24 protein-coding genes are annotated in these 25,401 nt (G+C 40.1%); 11 read left to right on the top strand and 13 right to left on the bottom strand.

Translation table 11 applies throughout. From position 1 onward, the window contains the following. Positions 1-342: 342 nt before the first annotated feature. The 8 genes from H8B21_RS06850 to H8B21_RS06815 all read left to right on the top strand — a co-directional run bounded on the left by H8B21_RS06850 (position 343) and on the right by H8B21_RS06815 (position 10,157). Positions 343-2,355, top strand: coding sequence for a BCCT family transporter (locus tag H8B21_RS06850; protein WP_190313071.1), 2,013 nt, complete (start codon positions 343-345; stop codon positions 2,353-2,355). A gap of 276 nt (positions 2,356-2,631) precedes the next feature. Next, positions 2,632-3,663, top strand: coding sequence for a c-type cytochrome (locus H8B21_RS06845; RefSeq protein WP_190313070.1), 1,032 nt, complete (start codon positions 2,632-2,634; stop codon positions 3,661-3,663). A gap of 30 nt (positions 3,664-3,693) precedes the next feature. Beyond that, a complete protein-coding gene (locus H8B21_RS06840) occupies positions 3,694-4,158 on the top strand; it encodes a DsrE family protein (RefSeq protein ID WP_190313069.1) in 465 nt (154 codons plus the stop codon). Between the two features lie 12 nt (positions 4,159-4,170). After that, the gene (locus tag H8B21_RS06835; RefSeq protein WP_190313068.1) at positions 4,171-5,100 is read left to right on the top strand and encodes a molybdate ABC transporter substrate-binding protein; all 930 of its coding nucleotides are present in this window, start codon (positions 4,171-4,173) and stop codon (positions 5,098-5,100) included. Positions 5,101-5,133: 33 nt separating this feature from the next. After that, positions 5,134-6,060: a LysR family transcriptional regulator gene (locus H8B21_RS06830; protein WP_223814897.1), complete on the top strand. Its 927-nt coding sequence runs from the start codon at positions 5,134-5,136 to the stop codon at positions 6,058-6,060. 101 nt (positions 6,061-6,161) lie between these two features. After that, complete coding sequence (locus H8B21_RS06825; RefSeq protein WP_223814896.1) at positions 6,162-6,833, top strand: hypothetical protein; 672 nt, start codon at positions 6,162-6,164, stop codon at positions 6,831-6,833. 3 nt (positions 6,834-6,836) lie between these two features. Then, positions 6,837-8,864 (top strand): hypothetical protein, encoded by a 2,028-nt coding sequence (locus tag H8B21_RS06820; protein WP_190313066.1) that lies wholly within the window; start codon positions 6,837-6,839, stop codon positions 8,862-8,864. A gap of 12 nt (positions 8,865-8,876) precedes the next feature. Beyond that, on the top strand, positions 8,877-10,157 hold the full coding sequence (locus H8B21_RS06815) for a hypothetical protein (protein WP_190313065.1): 1,281 nt from the start codon (positions 8,877-8,879) through the stop codon (positions 10,155-10,157). An 11-nt stretch (positions 10,158-10,168) separates the two neighbouring features. Here H8B21_RS06815 and H8B21_RS06810 read toward each other — a convergent pair whose 3' ends face one another. Continuing rightward, on the bottom strand, positions 10,169-10,678 hold the full coding sequence (locus H8B21_RS06810) for a hypothetical protein (protein WP_190313064.1): 510 nt from the start codon (positions 10,676-10,678) through the stop codon (positions 10,169-10,171). Between the two features lie 225 nt (positions 10,679-10,903). On the opposite strand from H8B21_RS06810, the gene H8B21_RS06805 reads away from it, so the two are divergent. Further along, the gene (locus H8B21_RS06805) at positions 10,904-12,181 is read left to right on the top strand and encodes a DEAD/DEAH box helicase (protein WP_223814895.1); all 1,278 of its coding nucleotides are present in this window, start codon (positions 10,904-10,906) and stop codon (positions 12,179-12,181) included. An 8-nt stretch (positions 12,182-12,189) separates the two neighbouring features. Here H8B21_RS06805 and H8B21_RS06800 read toward each other — a convergent pair whose 3' ends face one another. The 4 genes from H8B21_RS06800 to H8B21_RS06785 are packed head-to-tail and all read right to left on the bottom strand — an operon-like array spanning position 12,190 to position 14,387. Further along, entirely contained in the window at positions 12,190-12,549 is a 360-nt protein-coding gene (locus H8B21_RS06800; protein WP_190313062.1) for a DUF4180 domain-containing protein, read from the bottom strand. Between the two features lie 32 nt (positions 12,550-12,581). Further along, positions 12,582-13,043, bottom strand: a complete 462-nt coding sequence (coaD, locus tag H8B21_RS06795) for a pantetheine-phosphate adenylyltransferase (protein ID WP_190313061.1) — start codon at positions 13,041-13,043, stop codon at positions 12,582-12,584. A gap of 19 nt (positions 13,044-13,062) precedes the next feature. Further along, positions 13,063-13,602 (bottom strand): 16S rRNA (guanine(966)-N(2))-methyltransferase RsmD, encoded by a 540-nt coding sequence (rsmD, locus tag H8B21_RS06790; protein ID WP_190313060.1) that lies wholly within the window; start codon positions 13,600-13,602, stop codon positions 13,063-13,065. Beyond that, entirely contained in the window at positions 13,590-14,387 is a 798-nt protein-coding gene (locus H8B21_RS06785; RefSeq protein WP_190313059.1) for a DUF3822 family protein, read from the bottom strand. The genes rsmD and H8B21_RS06785 overlap by 13 nt, the downstream gene beginning before the upstream one ends. Positions 14,388-14,463: 76 nt before the next feature. On the opposite strand from H8B21_RS06785, the gene H8B21_RS06780 reads away from it, so the two are divergent. Together H8B21_RS06780 and H8B21_RS06775 are read left to right on the top strand one after the other, a co-directional pair. Further along, positions 14,464-15,888 carry an ATP-dependent DNA helicase gene (locus H8B21_RS06780; RefSeq protein WP_190313058.1) on the top strand — a complete coding sequence of 475 codons (1,425 nt, stop codon included), beginning with the start codon at positions 14,464-14,466 and terminating at the stop codon, positions 15,886-15,888. After that, complete coding sequence (locus H8B21_RS06775; protein ID WP_190313057.1) at positions 15,878-16,432, top strand: hypothetical protein; 555 nt, start codon at positions 15,878-15,880, stop codon at positions 16,430-16,432. The genes H8B21_RS06780 and H8B21_RS06775 overlap by 11 nt, the downstream gene beginning before the upstream one ends. An 18-nt stretch (positions 16,433-16,450) precedes the next feature. On the opposite strand, the gene H8B21_RS06770 is transcribed toward H8B21_RS06775, so the two are convergent. The 8 genes from H8B21_RS06770 to H8B21_RS06735 all read right to left on the bottom strand — a co-directional run bounded on the left by H8B21_RS06770 (position 16,451) and on the right by H8B21_RS06735 (position 25,398). Further along, positions 16,451-17,506, bottom strand: coding sequence for an AI-2E family transporter (locus H8B21_RS06770; RefSeq protein ID WP_223814979.1), 1,056 nt, complete (start codon positions 17,504-17,506; stop codon positions 16,451-16,453). Positions 17,507-17,565: 59 nt separating this feature from the next. Continuing rightward, the gene (gene ruvB, locus H8B21_RS06765) at positions 17,566-18,588 is read right to left on the bottom strand and encodes a Holliday junction branch migration DNA helicase RuvB (protein WP_190313055.1); all 1,023 of its coding nucleotides are present in this window, start codon (positions 18,586-18,588) and stop codon (positions 17,566-17,568) included. 14 nt (positions 18,589-18,602) lie between these two features. Continuing rightward, complete coding sequence (locus H8B21_RS06760) at positions 18,603-19,328, bottom strand: polyprenol monophosphomannose synthase (RefSeq protein ID WP_190313054.1); 726 nt, start codon at positions 19,326-19,328, stop codon at positions 18,603-18,605. A 26-nt stretch (positions 19,329-19,354) separates the two neighbouring features. Then, complete coding sequence (locus H8B21_RS06755) at positions 19,355-20,938, bottom strand: peptide MFS transporter (protein WP_190313053.1); 1,584 nt, start codon at positions 20,936-20,938, stop codon at positions 19,355-19,357. A gap of 182 nt (positions 20,939-21,120) precedes the next feature. Then, complete coding sequence (locus tag H8B21_RS06750; protein ID WP_190313052.1) at positions 21,121-22,005, bottom strand: sugar phosphate isomerase/epimerase family protein; 885 nt, start codon at positions 22,003-22,005, stop codon at positions 21,121-21,123. Between the two features lie 18 nt (positions 22,006-22,023). Beyond that, positions 22,024-22,752 carry a (Fe-S)-binding protein gene (locus tag H8B21_RS06745; protein WP_190313051.1) on the bottom strand — a complete coding sequence of 243 codons (729 nt, stop codon included), beginning with the start codon at positions 22,750-22,752 and terminating at the stop codon, positions 22,024-22,026. Beyond that, complete coding sequence (locus H8B21_RS06740) at positions 22,749-24,056, bottom strand: MFS transporter (protein ID WP_190313050.1); 1,308 nt, start codon at positions 24,054-24,056, stop codon at positions 22,749-22,751. Before H8B21_RS06740 ends, H8B21_RS06745 begins: the two co-directional genes overlap by 4 nt. Before the next feature lie 31 nt (positions 24,057-24,087). Then, the gene (locus H8B21_RS06735; RefSeq protein ID WP_190313049.1) at positions 24,088-25,398 is read right to left on the bottom strand and encodes a D-alanyl-D-alanine carboxypeptidase; all 1,311 of its coding nucleotides are present in this window, start codon (positions 25,396-25,398) and stop codon (positions 24,088-24,090) included. Positions 25,399-25,401 lie beyond the last annotated feature (3 nt).

The following is a 25,401-nucleotide window of genomic DNA, read 5'->3' as shown; positions in this document are numbered from 1 at the left end:
ATAAAAGAACTGTTACATTTATTGTCGATACCAATAGCCAAGAGGATTAACAATATAGAAGTTAAAATTTGTTAATTTCCAATTATAGTGTAATATACACACACTGTCTGCGTTATAATAGTACTTCATAATTTTAGGTTTATAATTGGTTAGTTAGTTAAAAATCCTGGAGTTCCCCGCTCCAGGATTTTTTTGTATCCTTGTACCGAAGTCCACTATAGTCTTCTAAACGAAGCGTATTCTTTTTTATCGAGAGTTCTGCTTTTCAAGAAAATAGAATAATGACTATTTATAGCAAACAATTTTATCAAATAATTATTAAACATATTATATAATAACAATATGCTTAAAAAAAATAAAACGACATTCCTTCCAGGGATCGTCATACCCAGTCTTATTTTTATTTTTGGTGTAACCATTTTATCGGTTTTTTTTCCAAACCGTACAGAATACTATTTATCTGTTGTTAAGAATATTTTGTTCGAGAATCTCAACTGGCTCTATGTGATGGTTGTGACCATATTTGTTTTTTTCCTACTTTTTTTGTTCGTCAGCAAATACGGAAATATTAAATTGGGCGCGAACGATTCCAAGCCGGAATTTTCTTTTTTTTCTTGGGTTTCGATGTTGTTTGCTGCAGGAATGGGGATCGGTTTGATGTATTTCGGTGTAGCCGAACCGCTATCACATTATGCAGATCCAGCATTTGGAGACAATTTCCCTATACAAAAGGCGAAAGATGCGCAGCTGTATACCTTTTTCCATTGGGGAATACATGCGTGGTCGATATATGGAATCGTCGGTTTGAGTTTAGCTTATTTTACGTATCGCTACCGTCTGCCCTTATCCCTTCGAAGCTGCTTCTATCCTATTTTAAAAGATAGAGTGAATGGTCGTGCTGGCGACTTGGTGGATATGTTTGCACTGTGCAGTACCTTTTTCGGTATTACCACCACGCTGGGCTTTGGTGTCATGCAACTTTCTGCGGGTCTTGTACATGTAGGTATATTACCCGAAAGCAATTTCACGTACCAGGTTATCATCGTTATTGTCATCATGGCCATATCGATATTATCGGCTACTTCGGGTGTTAGTAAAGGAATAAAGTTTCTGAGCCAGTTAAATATTGTCGCCGCGGTATTGCTGATGGTTTTTATTGTTTCGTTTGGACCTACGGTCTTCCTCTTGGGCAGTTTTTCCGAAGGATTAGGATATTATATCAATGAGTTTTTTAACCTGACTTTTACCACACATACCTATGAGCCAGAAACTAAAGAGTGGTTTTTTAACTGGACGATTCTATATTGGGCTTGGTGGATCTCGTGGTCACCTTATGTGGGTCTATTTATCGCAAAAATTTCCAAAGGACGCACGATACGTGAATTTATAGGTGCTGTACTGATTATTCCGACCTTATTTAACTTTCTGTGGATGACTTTCTTTGGGAATAGCGCCACATGGCTAGATCAAAATACCGCAAACGGTGCCCTGTCTGCCGTCGTCGATAATGCCGACCTCTTATTATTCAAGTTTTTTGAATATTTCCCGTTAACAAACGTGATCAGCATTTTAGCGATCTTCATTATTTTTATCTTTTTTGTCACCTCCGCGGATTCGGGTATCTTCGTGATGAACAATATCTCGACCAATAATGCGACAAACTCACCTAAATGGCAACTCGTTTTTTGGGGAGGTATGTTAGGATTGCTAGCGTTGGTGTTGCTTAACGCAGGTGGATTGCAATCACTACAGACCATGACTTTGATAACAGCACTCCCTTTTGCCGTCATCATGTTGCTTTTCTGTTACAGTCTGGTAAAAGGCCTATTCATCGATAACGAATATTATACGCAACCTCTATCCCACTCTACCAATAGTTGGTCGGGTACGTATTGGAGGGAGAGACTAGATAAAATTATTTCTTATCATGGAAAAAACGACATCAATCAATTTTTATCCAAAACGGTAAAAGTAGCTTTCGAACAACTTGCAGAAGCTTTAAAAGGCAATAGTATTATTGCAGAAGTGAAAAGCTCGCTCGAGGAATCACCACATCATGTAGAAATTAAAATTCAGCATGAAAATATGGCTGATTTTATCTATGGCGTACAAAATGTTGAAAAAACGGTTTCAGATTATTTCCGAAGCGAAGAAAATGCTCCCGATATTGAACATCAGCGTACTTATATTCCGATGACCTATTTTGGTGACAGCAGGAAAGGTTATGATGTGCAATATTTTACGAAAGAAGAAATTATCAGTGATGTATTAAAACAATACGAACGTTACCTTAGCTTGTCTTCCGACCAGAAAAACGAAATATTCCTTGGGCAGAATATTCGCGAAGAAGACTAGTTGTTTTGTTAAAATATGTTAATACAGAATGCCTTCGATACGAAAGAAACGAAATAGACGTTTTTATTATAGACAACAGAAAAGATTCATAATTTCATAATTTAGGTTAATAATTGGTTTGTAGAAATCCCGGAGTGCCCAGCTTCGGGATTTTTCTTTGTATTCCAGCCGGATTCTTTGACGACCAATTTGATATGAGCCAATTCATAACTTAAGGTTATAGACAATAAAAAAGTGTCATTTTCATGACATTTTGATTTTAGTCAGATTTGTAGAATGAAAAAACAATATATTGATAAACATAACAGCGGTTCAGAAGCTTTATCGAACATCAAAGGAATATTACGATACGTCAAACTTCTAGCTGTGATATGTATTATTCTGTTGATTTTTGTTCCGGTACTGCTTCATAAAAATGGCGGACAGATTGCCGATCGGTTTAGCAAAGATGAGTCAGCGGAAATCGCTATCATTTCTGCTAACTTTGAAATACCACCATTTGATGATACTGAAGAAGGCAGATTGGCGGAATATGGGCATCGTTTGATTACAGAAACATACGCACTTATCGGCCCGGGAACGGAACTTGGCATAACAGGAAATAGGTTGGCATGTGGAAGTTGCCACCTCGATGGTGGGACGAAGCCGTTTGCCGCACCTTATATCGGGCTTAGTGGTATATTTCCTATGTATTCAGGTCGTGAAAACAGAGTGGGGTCACTTGAAGAAAGAATCAACGGATGTTTCGAGCGGAGTATGAATGGAAAAGCAATCGACGTAAACAGTAGGGAGATGCGAGCCATGATTAGCTATATCAAACATATTAGTAAGGATGCTCCAGTCGGAAAGCGGGTCAGGGGACAAGGATTTGTTAATTTTGCGATACCCGATAGAGCTGCCGATGTGGGAAAAGGTGCTTTAGTCTATGAAAATACCTGCCAGACCTGTCATGGAGTCCATGGTGAAGGACTCAAAGGTACGGTAGGCAATAGAGAAGGCGGTTATATCTATCCTCCTTTGTGGGGAGATGATACCTATAACGATGGGGCTGGAATGGCCCGGCTGATTACAGCTGCGAAGTTTATCAAAGGGAACATGCCTTTGGGTGTAACCCACGACGCTCCGTTGCTCAGCGATGAGGAAGCGTATGATGTGGCGGCCTATATCAATAGCCATAGTAGACCCGTAAAAGCAAATAAAGAATTGGATTATCCCATTTTAGCGAAAAAGCCAAAAGACTGTCCTTATCCTCCCTACGAGGATGACATCCCACAGAACCAACATAAAATCGGACCCTTTAATTTTTAAATACAACTCTTGAAATAATTTAATACAGATATGAAATACAGATTTATTTTATTGGCTTTTATTGTTATCTCCTGCTTTATAACAACTGCTAAAGCCCAACAGACATTAGAACAGAACAAGCTCTACAATGGCGCATTTGCAAAAAAGCAAGTCTACAAAGCAATCTATCAATTAGATAATGGTTCTCCCGAGATTATCAAAAAGACGATAAGGAATATTAACAATCTGCTCAAAGATCCGCGGCTCAAGGGAAAATTGCAAATTGAATTGGTCGCGTTTTCTGGAGGTACAGAGGCTTACAGGAAAGGTAGTGAGTATGAGGAAGCTATTAAGGGATTAATTCAGCAGGGGGTTATTGTTGCCCAATGCCTGAACACACTTCAAGAGCGGAAGATTGACAAAAGCGAATTGTATGATTTTCTGGCATATGTGCCGACGGGAAACGGGGAACTCCTCATACGGGCGAACGAGGGATGGACGATTATTAAACCATAATACACAAACACTATGAAACTATTTAGTAATCTTATTTATCATCTATTCTTTTTTGGAACTTTTGTCTCCACAATAAGCCTAAATGCACAGGATTTGCACCGATTTGATCCACCCTGGAATACACCTCCGGCATCTGCAGTCGAATTTACGATACAGGGAATAAATAATGTCCCCGACCTTTATGGTGATATTGTAGATCCGCAATTGGTTGTCTTTTTCGCAGGCAATCAGTTCATGTGCATCGACGATTTATTGGAAGGTTTCAAAAAGAAACATCCTCATATAAAACGTATCTTTGCAGAAACATTGCCTCCCGGTATACTGGCACAGCAGATTGAGGGTGGTTCTCTTACCATTGGAAACCTGCGGATTACGCATAAACCGGATGTTTATACTGCTGGTAAGGGAAGAATCGAATCGATGGCGGATCATTTCAATAGGGTTGAGACCTACGCTTACAACCAACTTAGTCTTATGGTACCGGAAGGTAACCCGAAAAACATACGGAGTCTGGCAGACCTTCAACAATCAAATGTAAGGGTGAGTATGCCTAATCCGGCTTGGGAGGGCATCGGCAGACAAATAGAAATTGCATACAAAAAAGCCGGAGGTGAGATATTGCACCATATAGTGATGGAAAAGAAAGTCGAGGACGGATCAACTTATCTTACCCGGATACATCACCGGGAAAGTCCTTTAAGGATCCTTTTAGGGGATAGTGATGTCGCCCCCGTTTGGACGTCCGAAGTCGTGTATCAAACAATGATTGGGCATCCAGTGCAAGAGATAGAGATACCAAAAAAGCATAATATTAAGGCAAGCTATCTCGCTGGGAGGCTCAAAAATGCGCCTAGGCCGGAGGCGGCTGATCTGTTCATAGCGTATCTTATTTCCGATGAGGCGAAGGAGATATATAAAAAGTACGGATTTGACGTCAATTAGGCACCGTAACGGAAATTTTTAGTAAAATTGGTTATGATAAATGTTGACTTCAAGATACTAGTTTTTATATCGGCTGCGCGCAACCTGAATTTCACCAGGGCTGCAAAGGAGATGAATATCTCTCAACCTGCTGTTAGTAAGAACATCCACGAACTTGAACTGCAGGCGGGTCGTAACCTTTTTGAACGGACGGGCCGCAGGATAGCGCTTACTGAAGCCGGTCAACTGTTTCTTGACTACGCCATGCGGCTCACATCGGTTTACGAAACACTGAACGGTGAATTGGGTTTGTTGGATGGTGTCTTGTTAGGCGAGCTCAGATTGGGAGCAAGTACCACACTTTCGCACTATATTATTCCCGATATACTGGCTGAGTTCCATTTATCATTCCCCAGTATAAGCCTAAAAGTTTTTCACGGGAACTCCAGACAAGTAGAGGAATTATTATTGGATAAGACCATCGATCTAGGCGTAGTAGAAGGCTTATCTGATAACCCTTCGATGAAATATGAGACTTTTCTCAAAGATGAAGTAGTTCTGGTAACTCGTAAGGGAAACCCCAAAGTAGCCGGCAGGGATATGTTGTCTCCGAGGCAGCTCTCGAGTCTGGAATATGTTCTCAGGGAAGAAGGATCAGGTACAAATGATGTTATCCGTAAAGCTGTTACGACCTTGGGGATAGAATGGCAATCTCTTTACGTTAAAGTATATCTAGCAAGTACGGAAAGTATTAAGAACTTTTTGTTGAAAACTGATTGTTTTTCATTTCTTTCCGTCCACGCTATCACAAAAGAACTACATAACGAAGAACTAGAGATAATTGAGGTCGACGGTCTTGATATCGATCGAAATTTCTACTTTGTGCGGTCGCATGGTGTAATCGGACATCTGCCTGAAACTTTCCGGAGATTTGCATACCAGCGGTTTGTAAAAAATGGAGTATTCCATTCCGAAGATTGATTTTCTACCCTCTACAATATATATACATCTTTAAAAATCCCTAATTCTGGGGATTTTTCGTGGACAACTAATTACTATCTTTGCGTCAGACAGAGATGACCATGAAAAAATATATGGGGATACTGCTCGTAATCGGATGCTTGACACTAAGTAGTTGTTTCGATCTCGTAGAGCAGATTGATATGAACCACAAAGGAGCAGGTACGATCAAAGCGACTTTGAATCTAAGCAAAAGCCGTACAAAGGTTGCATCACTCCTGAAAATGAAGCGGTTTAACGGTATTGATGTCCCTTCGGAAACAGACATCAAACAAGAAATGGAAAAAGTTGTCGGGACATTGAAATCCACACGAGGGATTAGCGATGTGCAATATAATCTTGATTTTAACAATTATATCGCGACGTTATCTTGCAGCTTCGAAAATGTACAGGCGCTAAATGATTTCAGTAAGACGTTATCTGCTCAGTTTAAAATACAGATTACAAGTTATAATAGCTATCGATACGACAGCGCTTCACAAACATTTACGCGTTCCTATACTTACGCACCGAACCTATCAAAAGAGTTTTCTAAGATTCCGAACGAAGACAAAAATCTCTTCGCGGACGCATATTACACTAACATTATTCGCTTTGACAAAAACGTTCAGTCCCAGCGCCATAAAGGTGCTAAAATATCGGCGAATAAACGCGCTGTCCTTTTAAAGGTGAAAGCAGTGGATTTAATTAATGGTTCTACCAATTTAACAAATACAATCACTCTTGTACAATAGAAAATGAAACTTCAAAAAAGTTATATCGCTACGTTATTGGGGCTCTCCATAGCCGCTACTGGTTACGGACAACAAGATCTTATCCATCAAGTGCCCGAACAGGCATCATTTGTAGTCGTCATCAACAACCAAGCTATCGTAAACCACAGTTCTTTCGAAAAGATAAACGAGGTATTGCAAAAACTGGGGGCTTTTGATGATATGGGTAGTCAGGAAGTACAGATACAAAGTATCAATGACCTTGATCTATCTTACGATAGAAGTGCTTATGTCTATAAAACAGATACCGATAGTTCTTATTATACTGGTATTCTTCTTCCATTAAAATCGGGGCATCAGATAGGTACAAATCTATTTAGCAAACTTTCTCCGTTACCGACGTCGCAGGGCTACGAACGTCGCGTCAGCACTGATGGGAAAACGCAGGTTGCATGGAATGAAAACAGTGTGCTTATATTGACTGGTGACGCACGTCGTTATTATTTCGATAATGATTCCGTTGCACAACGATACGGCATAGACTTGCCGACTTACGATAAAGCTAATACATGGCTTGATTACCCATATGATGTAGTACCGGATACGGTCAATGTGGAAGATATTGCTGACGCCGCTGCAGATGCTGCCTATACCATAACAGATACTGTCGGAACAGCATGGCAAGCCTATGATTTCGAAGCCGATACGGCTTACCTTGTGGATACCATTCCCGATAATTTAAATGCGGATTTCCCGCCACCTGCGCTAGAAACGGAGGAACCTCTCGTGTACAGCGATTATCCCGTGTATGATACGTATTCAGATTCTACCTACTTAAAAGAAATGGCCCGAAATGCCAAGAACGACTCTTTGCGAAATGCCGCTTTTGCATCCTGGCTTGCACAAGATTTCGATCGTTACCTCCGCCCCGCCAAAAACGCGACTATACATAAATTCTTAAATAAATTTGATAGGAAAAACACCTTAGTTCATTTCTGGTCAAAAAACATGATGAGTCTATATAGTCAGTCTATACCGTCTTATTATATGCCGGCCATGCAATACGACTTTGTTGGCCAAATGGAGAAACTTGCGTATGCATATCAAGATATCGTCCTCGATTTAGTGCAAGATAAACATACCCTAAAATTGCAGGGATCGTTCGATTTGGACGAAGAAATGGAACGTATGATTAAGCCGATATACAAAAACAAGATGAACCGTAAGTTTGCGCGCTACATACCTGAAAACCATATAGGTTATATGTCGCTAAATTTCAGTTCAGAAGCTTACTTGAAAAACTTTCCGCTCATGATAGAGCAGCTATATGGATCATCAATGTATTTTTCCTTTGGAGAGGTAGCAGACATTGTTGCGACGGCTTTGGAGATCACATTGGATGAGAAAGCTATCGCGAAAGTAATGGGGGGCGATCACCTTCTGTTTATCAACGAAATGAAAAAAGTGCAAAAAGAATATATTGACTATCAGTATGATGAAAATACGTTCGATTACAAAGAAATAAAGAAAACAAAAGACGATTATATTCCTACTTTCCTATGGATGTTTACATCGGAAGACCAACGTATATATAGGAAGATATTAAAGTTGGGAGAATCCAAAGAGAAAGTAACACAGACGGATGGCATTTATCGTATCACAGACAAACCCAGTGATGAAGTCATATATGCCCTGTTTAAGGATAATATTGTCTTTGTAAGCAACGATGAAGAGCAGCTGTCAGCCATCCGAACAAATCGCTTTCAGACCTCACGGGATCGACATATTAAAAAGCAAATTTTTTCCAATACCATGACGGCAGTTACACATCTTGCCGAAATTCCCGAAACCATTAATAAATTGGGAATTCCCGTTATAAAACGTTGGGATCACTTGGTGAACAATCTATCGGAATACGGGGATGTCACCATCACTGCTCAAGGAAACAAAAAAGGTAGGATAACCGGAGAGATGGCGATCGATTTCCCTCAACAGGAAACGAATGCACTGCAATATCTTTTACAGGAACTGTTAAAGACGATAGAAAGATAATATACGGAGTTGATGAAACGAAGGTTATGGATTTTTGTGATGGTACTGGTGATAGCAGCCGGTACCATCATTGCATTATACCTATTCAGAAAAAACCGGGCACTTGACCAATACGTGCATTCCAAAAGTCAGGCTATCGTATCGGTTGCATTGGACGATCTGCTGTTGGATAATTTCGACCAACTTTTTAGAAGTAGAACGAAGGATACATTCGGGGATAAATCACCCTTGTTGGACGTAAAGAATTGGTGGAAAGCAGGAATCTCTATTCCTGCACAACTTCACTTTTTTTCATTGAGCAACGACCCATTCACGTTTTTCACGATCCAACGCATTGATAATATTGGAAAATGGGAAGCTTTTTTAAACAAATACGCTAACGACTCCGTACATGCTATAGACGACGCTCCGGAGTTAAGACTAGCACACTTCCCTCTTCTTATGACTACGCTTTACAATGAACACTATGCGTTATTCCGTATTGGTCTTTCAAAACCGGACAGCGTGGAAGAAATGAAAGTGATATGGTCAGAAGAAAAAGATTGGGTGTATGTAAGGAATCTTCCTTTTCATTCGACAAAAAAAACAAATGCTCATCTAACCTACCGCGACATCGACGGAACGTCTCAGTTATTTGCCGACATAGCTGAAAATCGAATTTCGTTATCTGGTCAATGGCAACTTACTACGGAGATACCGACCGATAATATGCAGGTGCGTAAACCGAAAGAACATACCAATCTCTTTCTATCGTTTTGGAGTATGCTGCCACTCGCACAAACACCGGTTATCACTAATTTTTTGTCTGCTGTCTCGGGAATAGAAGAAACCAAACTAATAGATAACTCGTATGGATATACAGACCTTTTTATTGGTAATAACATGATAATGCAACAGGATACTATTGTCGTGTACGATTATGACGAAGATTTTAATAGTATAGAAAAAAAGGAAATACAGGAAATTAGCGTGCCGCTTATCGAAAGTGTCTGGAAAGGCAATGAACAGCTTGTCTTTTCACTGCCTAATAAATTATTCTATAAATTGAACAAGACCTATACCGATAGCCTCATCCTGTTGTCTACCGATGAGTGGGTAGAATTTTCTCCTACTTTTGAAACGACATCCAGTCCATTCTGCCTGCTGGTTGATTTTAAGAACATACCGGGTTCTTGGAACGGTTCTATCGTCAGACCCTTACAGCAACGTGACGCTAAAATAGAGATCTCGACATCATCATCAGATCGTATTACATTAGAAATCGATGGCAGTATTACCTATAACGGAAAGTAATTTTTCTGACATTACCGGCGATCCCACGAACCTCTGTGATAGACCCCCGGTACAGCGTGGTCGCCTTCTTCAAAACCAAACGCGACATACCGTACATTTGGCAGCTCTGTAAACGAATAGGTGGTGGAGACCATAAACTGTTGTGCTCCCGCTGTCCCCATTTGCTGTGTCAATACGGTGCTTTCGGGAATTTCAAGGTACACCGTATCACCAAAAGTCTCGATATACTTAATCTGTACATTCGGCCATGTATGATTAATCATCTCTTCAATGCGTTTGGCTGTCAAGGTATCTGCTTGGACTTCCCGCAGTTTAACCGGCTTAAAATCATTAGTAGTGGTGTCAAATTGGTATTCCCAAAAGGCATCTGTCGGAACATAAATAAACGGATTCTTTGTCTGTTGATCGCCATCTAAGGACATCGTATCCGATCCGTCATATTGTTCTTCTTTCTGCTGTGTTGATTGATTACAACCTACACCTAATAATAACAACCCGATAAATATTGTTTTGATCCGCATACGAATGCCCCTGCTCTTTTTTGAAATAAACATATAAAACGTGGATATGTTTATGGAAAATTAAAAAGGCTTCAATCGGGGAGATTGAAGCCTTTTACTAACTAACCAATTATTAACCTAAATTATGAATTACTGTATATAAGCAATTAATATGCCAATTTTTGAAAGGAACATGAAAATAATCCGTAATTTTGGTGCATGGAGCTTCAACAAATTCTAAACAGGATGCAGATCGCTGAACTAAATGCTATGCAACATGCCGTCCTGGATAACTATGATAATACAAAAGATTTCGTTTTACATTCTCCCACCGGAAGTGGTAAGACACTCGCGTTTGCTTTGTTGCTAGCGAAACATCTAAAAATAGATAAGCAAGGTGTACAAGCGTTGATATTGGTGCCAACCCGTGAATTGGCGCTGCAGATCGAACAAGTTATGCGTAAAGCGCTTACGGGTTACAAAATAACTTGTGTATATGGTGGAAATGATACAAAGACGGAACGCAACAAACTTCGCGAAGCTCCAAGTTTATTGATAGGTACTCCGGGACGGGTGATGTATCATATCGAAAGATCCTACGTTGACGTTTCCACTATAAAGACACTTGTCTTGGATGAGTTTGACAAATCGTTGGAATTCGGCTTCCAAGGGCAAATGCAATATATCATCGAACAGCTGCCACGACTGCAACATCGTATACTCACTTCGGCAACGAAAATGACCGATATTCCGACATTTACCGGAATTGGTGATTTTGTTACAGTCGATTTTTCTGCTGATGTCGATACGGTTCCTAAACTCACGATCAAGAAAGTAGTCACCCCCGCACAGTATAAATTAAGTACGTTATTTAAATTGTTGTGCAAGAACGGAGAAAAGAAAACGCTTATTTTTTGTAATCATCGGGAGGCTGTAGATCATATCAGTGAATTGCTTGAAAATCGGGAAATTATACACGACATGTTTCATGGGGGTTTAGAACAAGAAGACCGTGAACTTGCGTTACTTAAATTCCGTAACAACTCCAATCGTATCTTAATCACGACGGATTTAGCTGCCCGGGGACTGGATATTCCGGAAGTGGACGTTATTATACATTATCAATTGCCCTATAAAGAAGACGCTTTCACTCATCGTAATGGCCGAACGGCACGTATGCAAGCCAGCGGTGAGGTGTACGTTATCCTGAAACCGGAAGAAGAATACCCCTACGTACCGGAAAATAGTGAAACTGTGCTTTTAGATGAAGAGTACCCTCTCCCACCGAACTCACCTTTTGCAACACTTTATATTACCGGAGGTAAAAAAGACAAAATCAATAAGATAGATATTGTCGGTTTTCTGTTAAATCTGGACAGTGTATCCAAAGAGCAGGTAGGAATAATCGAGGTCAAGGATAAAGAATCCTACGTAGCTGTAGAACGCGCTGTAGCTGCCAGCGTTATCAAACAAGCGAATAATCAGAAGATTAAAGGTCGGAAGGTACGCATTGGCAGGACGTAGTTTTTTATTTATCTACTTAAAGCGTTTAAAGCCTCATCAAGGGAAGCTACAAAATTTACGTGCTTTCCCTTATTGCTTTCGTAAATGAAATCGTTCAGACTTTTGCTTTTAAAGTTTGAGAAATCACCTATAATGACAAGAGAAACGCGATAGTTAGAAAATTTTTGTAGAATTTCTCCAGCCATCTTGTTTTTTAAATCGAAAAAATCAGGCGTCATATTTTTCTGATAGATAATCGTCTTGTCAAATCCTTGATAATATACATTACCCATTAAATCCAATGCGTCTTCTGCATTTTGAATAATAATGTCGTCTGCGATTATTTCAGCAATTTCGTTATTATTTATTTTGTGCGTTTGGATGTTCATTGTTATTCTTCTGTATCTGTATTATCTCTTTCTCATATATACCGCAAAACCTCCTTCGGAACCAATACTGAAACATCACCTTTGTGAGACAAAATATCTCGCACAATCGTCGAAGAAATATGTGCTAATCCGGATTTTGCCATAAGGAAATACGTTTCTATTTCAGGTGCGAGCAAGAGGTTATTCTGTGCTATCGCATTTTCAAATTCAAAATCACCGGTATTACGCAAACCGCGAAGCAGGTATTTTGCACCTATTTCCTTGCAAAACTCAATCGTCAGACCCGAAAACTGCGTCACTTCTACCCTTTCGTTCGATTGGAATAGATCCGAAATAGCTTTTACGCGATCATCAAAAGACATCAGTCCCTTTTTCGTACTGTTTACGCCGACTGCAATCACAATCTTATCAAATAACGATAAACCCCTTTCAACTATATTTTGGTGGGCATAAGTAAAAGGATCAAACGATCCAGCAAAAACGGCTGTTTTCATGTCCGATTAAATTTAAAGATTACGATTCCAACTTATAAAAGCTGAACGAAGAATAGCCATACTTTCTTGTCTCCATATAAAACGGTGAATCATCCATTTTTCGTGTAGAAGGATGTTCAATAACCATCATCCCGCCCGCTCTCAACAGCTCATTGCCAATAATAAGGTTGGCTAATTGTGGTAAGGACGATAAATCATATGGTGGATCGGCAAAAATAAAGTCATATTGAGTTTTACACGCAGCAACAAACTTCAGCACATCCGCTTTGCGTGTGTGGATAATGTCAATCTTTAATTTCTTCGTTGTATCGTTAATAAACTGCAAACATTTAAAGTGAATATCAACTGCCTCTACCGACAAAGCACCTCGGGAAGCCAGTTCAAAACTGATATTACCCGTTCCGGCAAAAAGATCAAGGCACTCACATTCGTCTAACGCAATCCGATTATCTAGGATATTGAACAACGCTTCCTTTGCAATATCCGTCGTCGGGCGAACTGGTAAATTCGATGGAGGAGATAATCGAAGTCCTCCATATTGTCCGGCTATGATACGCATAAAGGAGCATCTACGATGAAGTTAAAACGGCTGACTTCTTTCCCAACGTTTTCATCATCTGTGTGCAAATCGCTCTGGGCTTGCATAAATTCAATGCGGTTTGCAAAGTGAGCAAGCGCAGCGCTATAAGTATGTTCGGCATCAACGCCTGAAATCAATATTTTGTGTAGTTTGATATGTAAACCAAAAGCCTCGCACGTCGTTAATACAAAATAATTCAAATCGTCTACGTGTTGTATATCGAACACGTTATAGAACAGAAATCTTCCATTTTTAAATGCAAACAGCTCTACTTGTGTATTATTGAAATGAGCGCCCAACACCTCTCCTTGCATTGGAATATAGGCTTGCACTTCATTTAAAAGAAGCTGAAAATCAGTTACAAATCTCGCGTGTGGAAAGATGGCGCACCAACGATTGTATAGCAACAGGTCGTATTGATAGCATACCGTTACTTGTAAATTGTCCAACGAATAAACCCGCGTACGCTCTGTGTGGTCATCTTCTAAGAACGTTTGATATAATGGACGATTTTCTTCTTGATATACCTCAGTCGGAATAAACACCAAACTTTGTACCGGCAAGCTAATGAATACGTACTGGAACGGCAAACCTAATAATTTGATAGCTTCTGCATCAGGTTCGTTGATAGGATAAGAGAACATGGCTTGAACCCTATTCGATTCATCCACAACGATTAACGTATCCTCTAAAAAATCAGCTTTTACGAACAGCTTGTACTGCGGTATATAATGTAAATGGAAATTCTTTGACGTATATTTCATGCTCTGGGTTTTAGAAGTCCCTCAACAAAATTAGCTTTTCCAATTGATATGACCAACCTTTTGCATAACTTTGATTATGCATATTCAGAACCTGCTTACCCAACAGTTTGTATGGCAACCTACCCGGCAACAGCAGGAATCGTTTGTACTTCTGGAAGAATTTTTAAGTACTTTTCACCCGACTACCTGCTTTGTTTTAAGGGGTTATGCCGGAACTGGAAAGACGACCATCATCAGCGCATTGGTAAAGGTTTTATCTACGCTTCAAAAGAAATCGGTTTTACTGGCACCTACCGGACGTGCTGCAAAAGTCATGCGTCACTATTCCGGAAGGAAAGCGTTTACTATCCATAAAAAGATATACCGAAAAAAATCCGCAGCTACCTTGGAGCTGGATTTCACCTTAGCGGAAAATCTACATGAAGATACATTATTTATTGTGGATGAGTCGTCTATGATTTCTGATTCTGGTGAACAGTTCTTTTCGAGAAGTTTATTGGACGATTTGATTCGGTATGTGCAATCGGGCGAAAATTGTTGCCTTATGTTCGTTGGGGACACCGCTCAGCTTCCACCTGTGGGCATGTTGGAAAGCCCCGCATTAGACCCAAATTATCTCGAAGCCAACTATCATCTCAGAACGTTCCATTATGAACTTCGCGAGGTCGTGCGACAGCAACGAGCTTCGGGTATACTTTATAATGCCACTAAAGTGCGTAATGATATCCATTTGGAAAAACAGGACGCCAGCCTCCCATTCCCGCAATTTCACACCAAGGGATTTACGGATATTTTCCGCATGAATGGCGAACGGCTTCTGGAAGGATTGCATTATAGCTACGATCGTTTTGAAATCGAAAATACCATCGTTATATGTCGATCCAATAAATCCGCCAATTTATATAATCAACATATCCGGAATCAAATTCTCTTTCGCGATGAAGAAATCACCGGAGGAGATTTAATCATGGTGGTACGTAACAACTACTATTGGCTACAACAACACGATGAGAAAAACACCGGCTTTATAGCCAATGGTGATCTAGCCAAGGTTCGAAAGGTCAGTAATATACACGAACAACATGGCTTCCGCTTCGCCGATATATCGCTGGAATTTATAGACGATGATGAGTTAGAACCGATCGTATGCCGTGTTTTATTAGATAGTTTGCATGTAGATGCGCCAAACATGCCTTATGATCAACAGCAGCAATTATACGAGTCGATTGCCTTGGACTATGCGGACATACCGACCAGAAAAGATCGCTTGGATGCCATCAAAAAAGATCCTTATTATAATGCCTTACAGATTAAGTTTGCTTATGCCATTACCTGTCATAAAGCACAAGGCGGACAGTGGCCTTGCGTATTTGTAGATCAAGGATATTTAAACGATGATATGCTCAATACCGAGTTTTTGCGTTGGCTCTACACCGCCATTACCCGGGCCACAGCACAATTGTTCTTGGTTAACTTTAACCCAAAATTTTATGGCGAATAAAGATTTCGATCCCAAGCTGGTGAAGTTCTTGAAAGTAGATATTCGCCAATATCCGGCGAAAGTATTTAGTCTGGATTTTATTCATGCCCATGGTTTCACGGTATACAGTCTATTGGCGTATTCTTATCATCCAGATAATCAGGTTTCTTTTCGGGCGGCGTGGCTTCTGGAACATGTTTGCATACAACGGCCTGCTCTGATCTCTTCTATATATAATGTGCTTATTAATCGTCTATCGGAACAAAATCATTGGGGAACGATTAGAAGCTACACGAAAATAGTGATGTTGGCGACCGATATAAAAACAGCCATACCACATACATCGGATCAAGAAGAAGTTCTAATCGAACAGTGTTTCAATTGGCTGATTAACCCCGACCGCCCTGTAGCAGTGGCAGTCAACTGTTTTGATATATTATATAATCTGCGCAAGAAAAACCCTTGGATAGAAGATGAGTTAAAAGCGCAGATTCAACATCTGCTCAAAAATCCGACGCCGGCATTGGCGAGCCGCGCAAATAGAATATTAAGACGGATTTCCTAATAAAAATATGACGAACTATTAATCTCCTATCAAATGCCCATAGGGTTTGAGCAAATCCACATTATCGAAAATCACTTTACAAATACCCAATATGGGTATAAACAAAATCATACCTGCCGCACCCCATACCATTCCACCTAGCAATAACCCCATAATGGTAAATAAGGGGCTAAGTTTAACTTTTCCTCCGGTAATTTTCGGTGTCAGCACATAACTGTCTAATTGTTGGACTGCTGTAAAAAAAATCGCGACGATGATGGATGTAGTCAGCGAATCTCCCGTTATCAGCGTATACAATACAACAATAGCGCCACCTAACACGGAACCTATATAGGGGATGACATTTATCAGTGCGGCCAAAAGCGCGAAAAATAAAGCATTTCTTACTCCAATAAGAGTCAATCCCGTGAAGTAAATGATGGATAATATCAACACAACCGAAAAAACACCACCCACGTATAGACTAGACACTTTTGTTATTTTTCCTACAATTGTCTTTGCATGACCTATTTCATCATACCCAGCATGACGTTTGACCAATTGAAGGGCAAACCATTTGATGCGTTGCCTGTATATCAGCATCAAGATCGTATAGATAGTGACGATTAAAACGTTACCTACCAAGGAAATAATAGAGAAAACTGCACCCCCCACGACTTTACCTGTCGCATTGGACCACTCCGACAATTGTTTTTGGAGATATTCTTTTTGTTTTATTCTGGATACATTAAAATGCTCTGTCACAAAGGCGTGTGTTTGATCTAATAACATGTTTATCCGCTTTCCTATGACCACAATATCACCACCGAGGCCTACCAGTTCACTTATTAATACATACAATACGGCCATTATAATTGACATACTGATTAACACGACCAAAACTGCAGCCCAACCCCGCTTCATTCGCCATTGCTCTAGTTTTTGACAAATAGGTACTAATAACATAGCAAACAAAGCGCTGGTAACGACAGGAATAAGAAAAGTTTTCGCGTAATATAAGATTGCGAAAAGTAAAACAAAAAAAAGTAGAACCTGATTAAAGTTCCTTAATGTCGTCAACTTTCTAGGATTCATCATGGAAGAAAAACAAGCAACTGCACAAAAAGTTGCAAAAGGAAAAGAAAATACGAGGTTCAGAACAACGTATTCCCTCTATGGAACGTATTTTTCCCTAAATGTTTAAAGGCTAGTTCTGTACATTCACGCCCACGGGAAGTTCGCATGAGATAACCTTCTTGTATCAAGAAAGGTTCATATACCTCTTCGATAGTTCCCTCATCCTCTCCCACTGCAGTAGCTATTGTCTTTAATCCGACAGGGCCTCCTTTGAACTTTTCGATGATAGTTGTCAGTATTCGGTTATCCATTTCGTCTAGACCATTTTCATCGACATTTAAGGCATTCAGCGCATATTGGGCAATGGCTCTATCCACCGATCCATTTCCCTTGATCTGCGCAAAATCCCGTGTTCTGCGCAATAAAGCATTGGCAATACGCGGTGTGCCCCTGCTTCTACGTGCAATCTCATACGCACCCTCTTCCGTAATCGGTGTATTCAAAATATGAGCCGACCTTAACACGATTGTAGTCAGCAATTTAGCATCGTAATACTGAAGTCGGGAGTTAATTCCAAAACGGGCGCGTAGTGGGGCGGTTAACAATCCGGATCGCGTAGTTGCACCGATAAGTGTAAACGGATTTAAAGAAATTTGGACAGATCGGGCATTAGGTCCCGTTTCCAGCATAATATCAATCTTGAAATCCTCCATTGCCGAATAAAGATATTCTTCAACCAACGGACTTAAACGGTGAATTTCGTCAATGAACAATACGTCGCCTTCCTCTAAATTAGTCAAGAGACCTGCCAGATCACCAGGCTTATCCAATACCGGACCAGATGTGATTTTAATATTCACGCCCATTTCGTTGGCGATAATATGGGATAACGTAGTTTTTCCCAAGCCAGGAGGACCATGCAACAGCACATGATCTAATGCTTCGCTGCGTAACTTCGCAGCTCTTACAAAAATAGAGAGGTTTTCTAAAATTTTCTCCTGCCCTGTAAAATCCTCAAACACTTGCGGACGCAAGGCTCTTTCTATATCCCTGTCTATGGGATTTAGCTTTTCTGGATTCGGGTCAAGATATTCATTCATATACGCGAAGTTACCTATTTATATTTCTTAAACCAACTCTCTACTTTCAGTTGTATAACTCCAAAAAATGCTTCCCTAAATATCCGTGTGCTCATTTTGGAGACTCCTTCGGTACGATCAGTAAATATAATGGGTACTTCCACTACCTTGAAACCATATTGGATGGCCGTAAACTTCATTTCAATCTGAAAAGCATAGCCAATGAACCTAATCTTGTCTAGTGGAATCTTTTCCAATACCCCTCTTGAAAAGCAGACAAATCCAGCGGTAGCATCCTGAATATTGATACGCATAATAAGCCGTACATACGCCGAAGCAAAATACGACATCAATACGCGGCTCATCGGCCAGTTGACTACGTTTACCCCCTTTATATAACGGGAGCCGATCGCCATATCGGCTCCATCCAAACAGGCTTGACGTAGACGTATTAAATCCTCCGGATTGTGGCTGAAATCAGCATCCATCTCATAAATATAGGCATAATGGCGTTGTAAAGCCCATCGAAATCCGTGAATATAAGCCGTTCCCAATCCCAACTTCCCAACTCTTTCCTCGATAAACAGACGTCCTACATACTTCTGCTGCAAAGTTTTAACAATGTTCGCGGTGCCATCCGGTGAGCCATCGTCAACAACCAATACATCGTACGGAACAGACAGGGAAAACACCTTTCGGATTATCTTCTCTATATTTTCTTTTTCGTTGTATGTCGGAATAATGACTAAACTGTCTACCACGTTCAATGAGATATTAGGTGTCTTTCTTAATCAATACCATGCGTCATTTTCCGTAGCTTGCCACTGAAGACCAACAATAACAAAGCTGCAACAATCGGAATGGATGCAATGATATAAAAGAATATCGACATGGAATATTCTTCAGAAATCTTATCAATATACGATCCGGTCATACCGGCAATAAAGTTCGCAATTGCAGACGCCGTAAACCAAAGTCCGAAAAGCAAGCCCACAAATTTCTTCGGTGAAAGCTTACTGATATACGATAACCCTACCGGCGATAAGCATAGTTCGCCTGTCGTATGGAAAAAATATGCAAGTATCAACCACACCATACTAACCGTGGCCGTTGTTGCTCCTTTCGGAATGGAGCTGGCTCCAAAAGCCAGGGCAACAAAACCTACGCCCACCAGCAACAGCCCCATGGCAAATTTTACAGCACCCGAAGGGTTCCATATTTTCTCCCACATTTTACTGAAAGAAGAAGCTAACGTAATGATGAAGAAGGAGTTTAATATCTGAAACCAAGAAACCGTCACTTCTGTTTGTTCAGCACTGAATTCTCTGTATACCTTCCAGATACCTAGCCCCCAAATGATCGCAAACGACAACGCTGTAAACATAATCGTTAGCGGATAAGCAGAAGCAATTTTTTTAGAGAGACCATACAATACCCATGTGACGATTATGATTGGGAAAATAGTCAAGGCTGCATCGACCCATTTAAAAGTTAGTCCGGCATTACCTTCCAAAACCCGCTGTGTGTAATCTTTGGCAAAGATGGACATAGAACCACCGGCCTGTTCAAAAGCAAAGAAGAAAAACACACTGGCCAACATCAAGACCCCCGCGACGATAAGTCTATCCCGAACCACATGTTTAGGTGTTTCTTCGTCTGTAATCTTCTCTACGTGATCTTCGGGTTTATGTGTTGTATCGGGCTTCTCGCCTATGATACCAAATATCTTTTGTGCAAAAAAGAACTGTAACATACCGAAAAACATGAATACACCAGCAAGACCGAAGCCATAATGCCAACCAATTTTCTCACCGATATAACCACATAACAACATGCCTAGAAAAGCTCCCGCATTGATACCCATATAGAAAATGGTGTAACCCGCGTCTTTCTTTGTGCTGGTATCGGGATACAATTGTCCCACCATGGAGGAGATATTGGGTTTAAATAAACCGTTTCCGAGAATCATTAAAACTAAACCCAAGTAAAAAAAGTTATCTCCAAACGTTTCGAAGGCCATAGACAAGTGACCCAAGGTCATGATTAAGGCTCCGAGTAGAATTGCTTTCCGATAGCCTGTAAGCTTGTCTGCAATCATTCCCCCAATCAACGGCGTAAGATAGACCAACCCGGTGTACCAAGCGTAAAGTTGCATAGCATCGGCATTTGTCCATCCCCATCCACCTTTGACAATCTCCGTGATGAGGAAGACTGTCAATAAGGCACGCATACCATAATAGCTAAAGCGCTCCCACATCTCCGTAAAAAACAGGACAAATAAACTTGCGGGATGTCCCATTACCATTTTGTTGTCAATGCCCTGCGTGGCAAGGTGGTTTACCAGGACTTCGTCTTCTTTTTGTTGATTCATCTTTTTAAGTTATAGACATTAAAAAACAAAATCAAACCTCAAAAACTCATCATTACTTTGTTTTCGCAATGACGTCGAAAGTTTGATTTTGGTAACTTTGCTACAAAGAAAATAAAAATTCTAGTTTTTCCCGTTTTATCCATTTTTAATTTTGTAAAATTTCAATTACGGGTTATAACAGATTACAACGTTTTAAATCGCTCAAGCAATTTCTTGGTAGCTAGGATGCCTTCTACTTCAGGCAGATCTTTTCCTTCGTACTCAATACCGACATAACCTTTAAAACCTGCATCTTTTACAATACGCATCATGCGAGCATAATCGATGTTCACTTCATTGCCGTTAGCATCGAAAACATTTGTTTTGGCACTCACACCTTTGGCATAGGGCATTAAATCTTGCACACCTTGATAGCGATCATATTCATAGAAGTTACCAAAGTCCGGTAAGCTTCCACAATTTTTCTTACCTACTGCTTTCAATACGCCTGCCAACCAATCACCGTGCGAAGAAATACCTCCGTGATTTTCAACAATCACGTTGATTTTTGCCTTTTTGCCGTAATCCGCCAATGTACTTAAGCTCTCTACAACACGTTGAGCGACTTCTTCACGCGTTCCTTTTCCAGCAGCGTTTACCCGAATGGATTTACATCCTAAAAATGCTGCTGCATCAATCCATTTATAATGGTTATCTACAGCTTGTAAACGTTTTGCGTTATCTTCATCACCGAGATTTCCCTCACCATCAACCATGATCATCACATTCTTTACACCATTGTCTTTGGCTCTATTATTTAGGTCTTTAAGGTAGGCCATATCTTTTGCTTTGTCCTTAAAGAACTGGTTTACGTATTCTACACCGTAAATATTAAATTTCTTTGCTGCAAATTCAGGGAAATCGATGTTCTTTAAATCACCCGCAAATAGCGTTTTGTGAAGGGACCATTGCGCTAACGAAATGTCAAACCACGATTTTTTTGCTGCAAATACGTCTAAAGAAGGAGTTATCGCTACTCCCGCTGCTGCCAGACCTAAATTTTTTAAAAAAGTTCTTCTTGAGTTCATGGATTATTATAGGTTTTATTAAATATTTGCCCATCCTGACGTCAACACATCTGCAATGTGTTTCGTCTTGATTGGGAGTTGATGTTTATCAATATATCCTTGTAATTGCAATAAACAAGAGCTATCTGTTGAAATAATATAGTCAGCTTTTACGGCCATTGCATTTTGTACTTTTTGTTCGGCCATCTCTGCCGATATACCTTCAAATTTCACGGCAAAAGTGTCTCCGAACCCACAACAAGTTTCCTGATCACGCATTGGCACAACATCCAGTCCTCCTACTTGCGCTAATAACTTCCGAGGTTCTTCTTTAATCTTACACTCCCGTAACGCGGAGCAAGAGTCGTGATAGACTGCCGTTCCCACTAATTCCGCTCCAAAATAATCTTTTTTAAGCACATTTACCAAAAAATCGCTCAATTCATAGATGTTTGATTGAATATTACGGCAGCGGTTATGTGCGGTAGAATTGGTAAATAAATCATCATAACCGTTTTTTATCATCCCCGTACAGGAAGCTGAAGGCGACACGATATAACAATCCTCCGAAAAATCACCGAGAAACTTAAGTCCGATTTTCTTTGCCTCGTCCCAAAACCCAGCATTGTATGCTGGCTGTCCACAACAGGTCTGCTTAGGATTATAGACAACATTACAACCGGCTTTTTTCAGCAATTTAATCGTGTTAAAAGCAGTTTGAGGATAAATCTGGTCTATAAAGCAGGGTATAAATATCTCTACGTTCATAACGTCATAGCCTTATTAAATCGTAGCAAGCGAAAGAGCAAACCACATCCGATGATAAAAAATACAGAAAGAAATAACGCGGAATAGCGTATATTATGCGTAAACTGTTCTATTAATCCAAAGGAAAACAGCCCCAATACAATAGCTAATTTTTCTGTAACATCATAAAAGCTAAAAAAGGATGTTGTATCCTTGATATCTTCTGGCAGGAATTTAGAATAGGTGGATCGCGATAAGGACTGAATGCCTCCCATCACTAATCCGACCAAGCAAGCTAAAACATAAAACTCAACTTCTGTTTTTATGAAAAATGCAGACACACACACGCCTATCCACACGAACACAACGGCGATTAAGATTTTAATGTTACCAAACCTCGCCGAAAGTTTAGACATTAAAAAAGCACCCAGTATGGCAACAAGCTGAATTAACAGTATGGTTATGATCAGTTTAGAGCTTTCGAGATGAAGCTCTTTAGCACCAAAGGCAGCTGCTACAATCATCACCGTTTGCACGCCTGCAGAATAAAAAAAATAAGCAGGTAAAAACCGGCGAATACGTTGCATTTTCTGTATGCGTCGCATCACAATGCGATATTCTATAATAACCGTACGAAAAATTTTCTTGGAAGCCCGGATAGCTGATTTTTGATTATTGGGAAGTGCTAAAAAAGGAATAGTGGAAAAACTGGCCCACCACACACCTACGAGCAAAAACGATAACCGAGGTCCAAAAGAGAGGTCGGTAATACCAAACCATTCCGGTTTTAAAATAAAAACCAAACAGATAAGCTGTAACGTAACACAGCCCACATAACCATACGCAAATCCTTGCGCACTTACACTATCCTGCTTATCTACGGTTGCTATTTCGGGTAAATAGGAGTTGTTGAATAACACACCACCTATATAACCCATCGCAGCTAGTCCAAACAATATTACCCCCAATTCAAGTGTCTCTAAACGAAAAAAGAAAAGCCCCATACAAGCTATGGCACCAAAATAGGTGAAAAACATCATCATTGTTTTCTTTTTTCCTTGTACATCGGCATAGGACGAAAGAAATGGCAGTATAAAAGCCATGAAGAGGTAAGAAAAAGCTAAAGCAAAATTGGAAAGGGCGGTGTTGATTACCTTCAATCCGAAAAAACTAACCACATCGCCATTTTCCGCCGTCTGCGTAATGGCTGTGTAATAAGCCGGAAAGATAGTCGAGGTGATAACCAAATTGTAAGCAGAATTCGCCCAGTCAAACATCGACCAAGAGCGAATTAAGCGTTTGTTGTTTTTTTCGATAACACGCATTTGTGAAGCGAATATAATAAAAAATAGTTACTCAATAATTCTCCCGGATAAAAGTCATGATACGGGAGACTTCCTTACGCACTGGCGTAGCAGAGCCTATAAAATTATTATTAAGAAAAGAAAATGCCAGGTTTCTGCCGCTACGGGTTTGGATGTAGCCACTTTGACAATACACGCTTTTTATGGTGCCTGTTTTTGCCCATATAAATGGAGATCCGCCGTCTGGCCGATAAGTCGTTTTTAACGTCCCTTCCAAACCTCCTGCGGCAAACAAATAACGAAGTTCCTCTACTTTTGGAACTTCCTGCGCTACCAGCAACAAAAGTTCTACTAAACTCCTTGCCGTAACTTTATTATAAGGCGATAAGCCACTGCCATCATATAGATCTATTTTATCCGTGAAATAAGCGTAATATGATGCCTCCATATCTTTTCTTAAACGAGCGGTATTAAATTCACCGTATCTATCCATTGCCGCAACCATCATTAACTGTTCTGCCAAAAAATTATCACTGACCAGCATCATTTCACGTAGTACATCTTTTGTAGCAACAGAAAATAGCGTATCTACTTCCGCAGGTTTAGGGTATTGAATTAATTCTACCGGTTTCTGTAGCGTATCCTGCAATAATTGTATGATCAACTCATCGGAGTATTTAAATGGTTTCTGGTTTACATAGTTATTCGGGATTCTTGCGCTGTTGATTAAAAAAGTATTTTCCTCCAGTTTTCGATGAATCCGGAAGCGGTTTGGCTCCGCGATTGTTTCGTCCGTGGCAACACCAAATTGGAAGCGTACGGGAAAAACGGTCAATCTGTTCCGAATACTCCCAAACGTAACTACGTTGCCATAAATGGGAAATGGCGTTATTTCCGGTTGATAGTATTCTTCATAATCTTCCATTGCCCACCCTTGGCGATAAAAAGGTTCTTCTGTAACTGTTCCTCCTACATAAAATAACTTTCTATCTGTTGCCCGTAAAAAATTATAAACTTTCCCAGAATCCAATTTCGAATGTAGAAAGGTTGGATCACCTGTTCCCCAAAATAACAAAGAATCTCCTTTTTCTATGTAATAAATGGCCGGAATGGAATCACCAATATTTTTGAGCGCTGTAAACAAAGTGAAAATTTTAGTATTGGAAGCGGGAGTAAAATATTTATCCTCATGCGATCCCATCAGAAATTGATTCTGATCTACGTCATAAAGACTGAAACCAAAGAAATGATTCTTTAGTATAGGTGATTGATCTAACTCTTTCTGGATTAAATTTATATCTTGTGATTTACCATGATAAACACAAAAGAATAATACCAATACAGAAAATAGAAATTTGTTCATAAA

It is taken from the genome of Sphingobacterium chuzhouense (assembly GCF_014692525.1).
Lineage (GTDB): Bacteria > Bacteroidota > Bacteroidia > Sphingobacteriales > Sphingobacteriaceae > Sphingobacterium > Sphingobacterium chuzhouense.
The sequence above is the reverse complement of the archived record's forward strand: the minus strand, read 5'-3'. Positions and strand labels throughout refer to the sequence as shown.

Bases quoted from the DNA above. Each gene is read 5' to 3' on its own strand.
- H8B21_RS06850 (WP_190313071.1), top strand. From the start codon at position 343: ATGCTTAAAAAAAATAAAACGACATTCCTTCCAGGGATCGTCATACCC.
- H8B21_RS06845 (WP_190313070.1), top strand. From the start codon at position 2,632: ATGAAAAAACAATATATTGATAAACATAACAGCGGTTCAGAAGCTTTA.
- H8B21_RS06840 (WP_190313069.1), top strand. From the start codon at position 3,694: ATGAAATACAGATTTATTTTATTGGCTTTTATTGTTATCTCCTGCTTT.
- H8B21_RS06835 (WP_190313068.1), top strand. From the start codon at position 4,171: ATGAAACTATTTAGTAATCTTATTTATCATCTATTCTTTTTTGGAACT.
- H8B21_RS06830 (WP_223814897.1), top strand. From the start codon at position 5,134: ATGATAAATGTTGACTTCAAGATACTAGTTTTTATATCGGCTGCGCGC.
- H8B21_RS06825 (WP_223814896.1), top strand. From the start codon at position 6,162: ATGAAAAAATATATGGGGATACTGCTCGTAATCGGATGCTTGACACTA.
- H8B21_RS06820 (WP_190313066.1), top strand. From the start codon at position 6,837: ATGAAACTTCAAAAAAGTTATATCGCTACGTTATTGGGGCTCTCCATA.
- H8B21_RS06815 (WP_190313065.1), top strand. From the start codon at position 8,877: ATGAAACGAAGGTTATGGATTTTTGTGATGGTACTGGTGATAGCAGCC.
- H8B21_RS06810 (WP_190313064.1), bottom strand. From the start codon at position 10,678: ATGCGGATCAAAACAATATTTATCGGGTTGTTATTATTAGGTGTAGGT.
- H8B21_RS06805 (WP_223814895.1), top strand. From the start codon at position 10,904: ATGCAGATCGCTGAACTAAATGCTATGCAACATGCCGTCCTGGATAAC.
- H8B21_RS06800 (WP_190313062.1), bottom strand. From the start codon at position 12,549: ATGAACATCCAAACGCACAAAATAAATAATAACGAAATTGCTGAAATA.
- coaD (WP_190313061.1), bottom strand. From the start codon at position 13,043: ATGAAAACAGCCGTTTTTGCTGGATCGTTTGATCCTTTTACTTATGCC.
- rsmD (WP_190313060.1), bottom strand. From the start codon at position 13,602: ATGCGTATCATAGCCGGACAATATGGAGGACTTCGATTATCTCCTCCA.
- H8B21_RS06785 (WP_190313059.1), bottom strand. From the start codon at position 14,387: ATGAAATATACGTCAAAGAATTTCCATTTACATTATATACCGCAGTAC.
- H8B21_RS06780 (WP_190313058.1), top strand. From the start codon at position 14,464: ATGCATATTCAGAACCTGCTTACCCAACAGTTTGTATGGCAACCTACC.
- H8B21_RS06775 (WP_190313057.1), top strand. From the start codon at position 15,878: ATGGCGAATAAAGATTTCGATCCCAAGCTGGTGAAGTTCTTGAAAGTA.
- H8B21_RS06770 (WP_223814979.1), bottom strand. From the start codon at position 17,506: ATGAATCCTAGAAAGTTGACGACATTAAGGAACTTTAATCAGGTTCTA.
- ruvB (WP_190313055.1), bottom strand. From the start codon at position 18,588: ATGAATGAATATCTTGACCCGAATCCAGAAAAGCTAAATCCCATAGAC.
- H8B21_RS06755 (WP_190313053.1), bottom strand. From the start codon at position 20,938: ATGAATCAACAAAAAGAAGACGAAGTCCTGGTAAACCACCTTGCCACG.
- H8B21_RS06750 (WP_190313052.1), bottom strand. From the start codon at position 22,005: ATGAACTCAAGAAGAACTTTTTTAAAAAATTTAGGTCTGGCAGCAGCG.
- H8B21_RS06745 (WP_190313051.1), bottom strand. From the start codon at position 22,752: ATGAACGTAGAGATATTTATACCCTGCTTTATAGACCAGATTTATCCT.
- H8B21_RS06740 (WP_190313050.1), bottom strand. From the start codon at position 24,056: ATGCGTGTTATCGAAAAAAACAACAAACGCTTAATTCGCTCTTGGTCG.
- H8B21_RS06735 (WP_190313049.1), bottom strand. From the start codon at position 25,398: ATGAACAAATTTCTATTTTCTGTATTGGTATTATTCTTTTGTGTTTAT.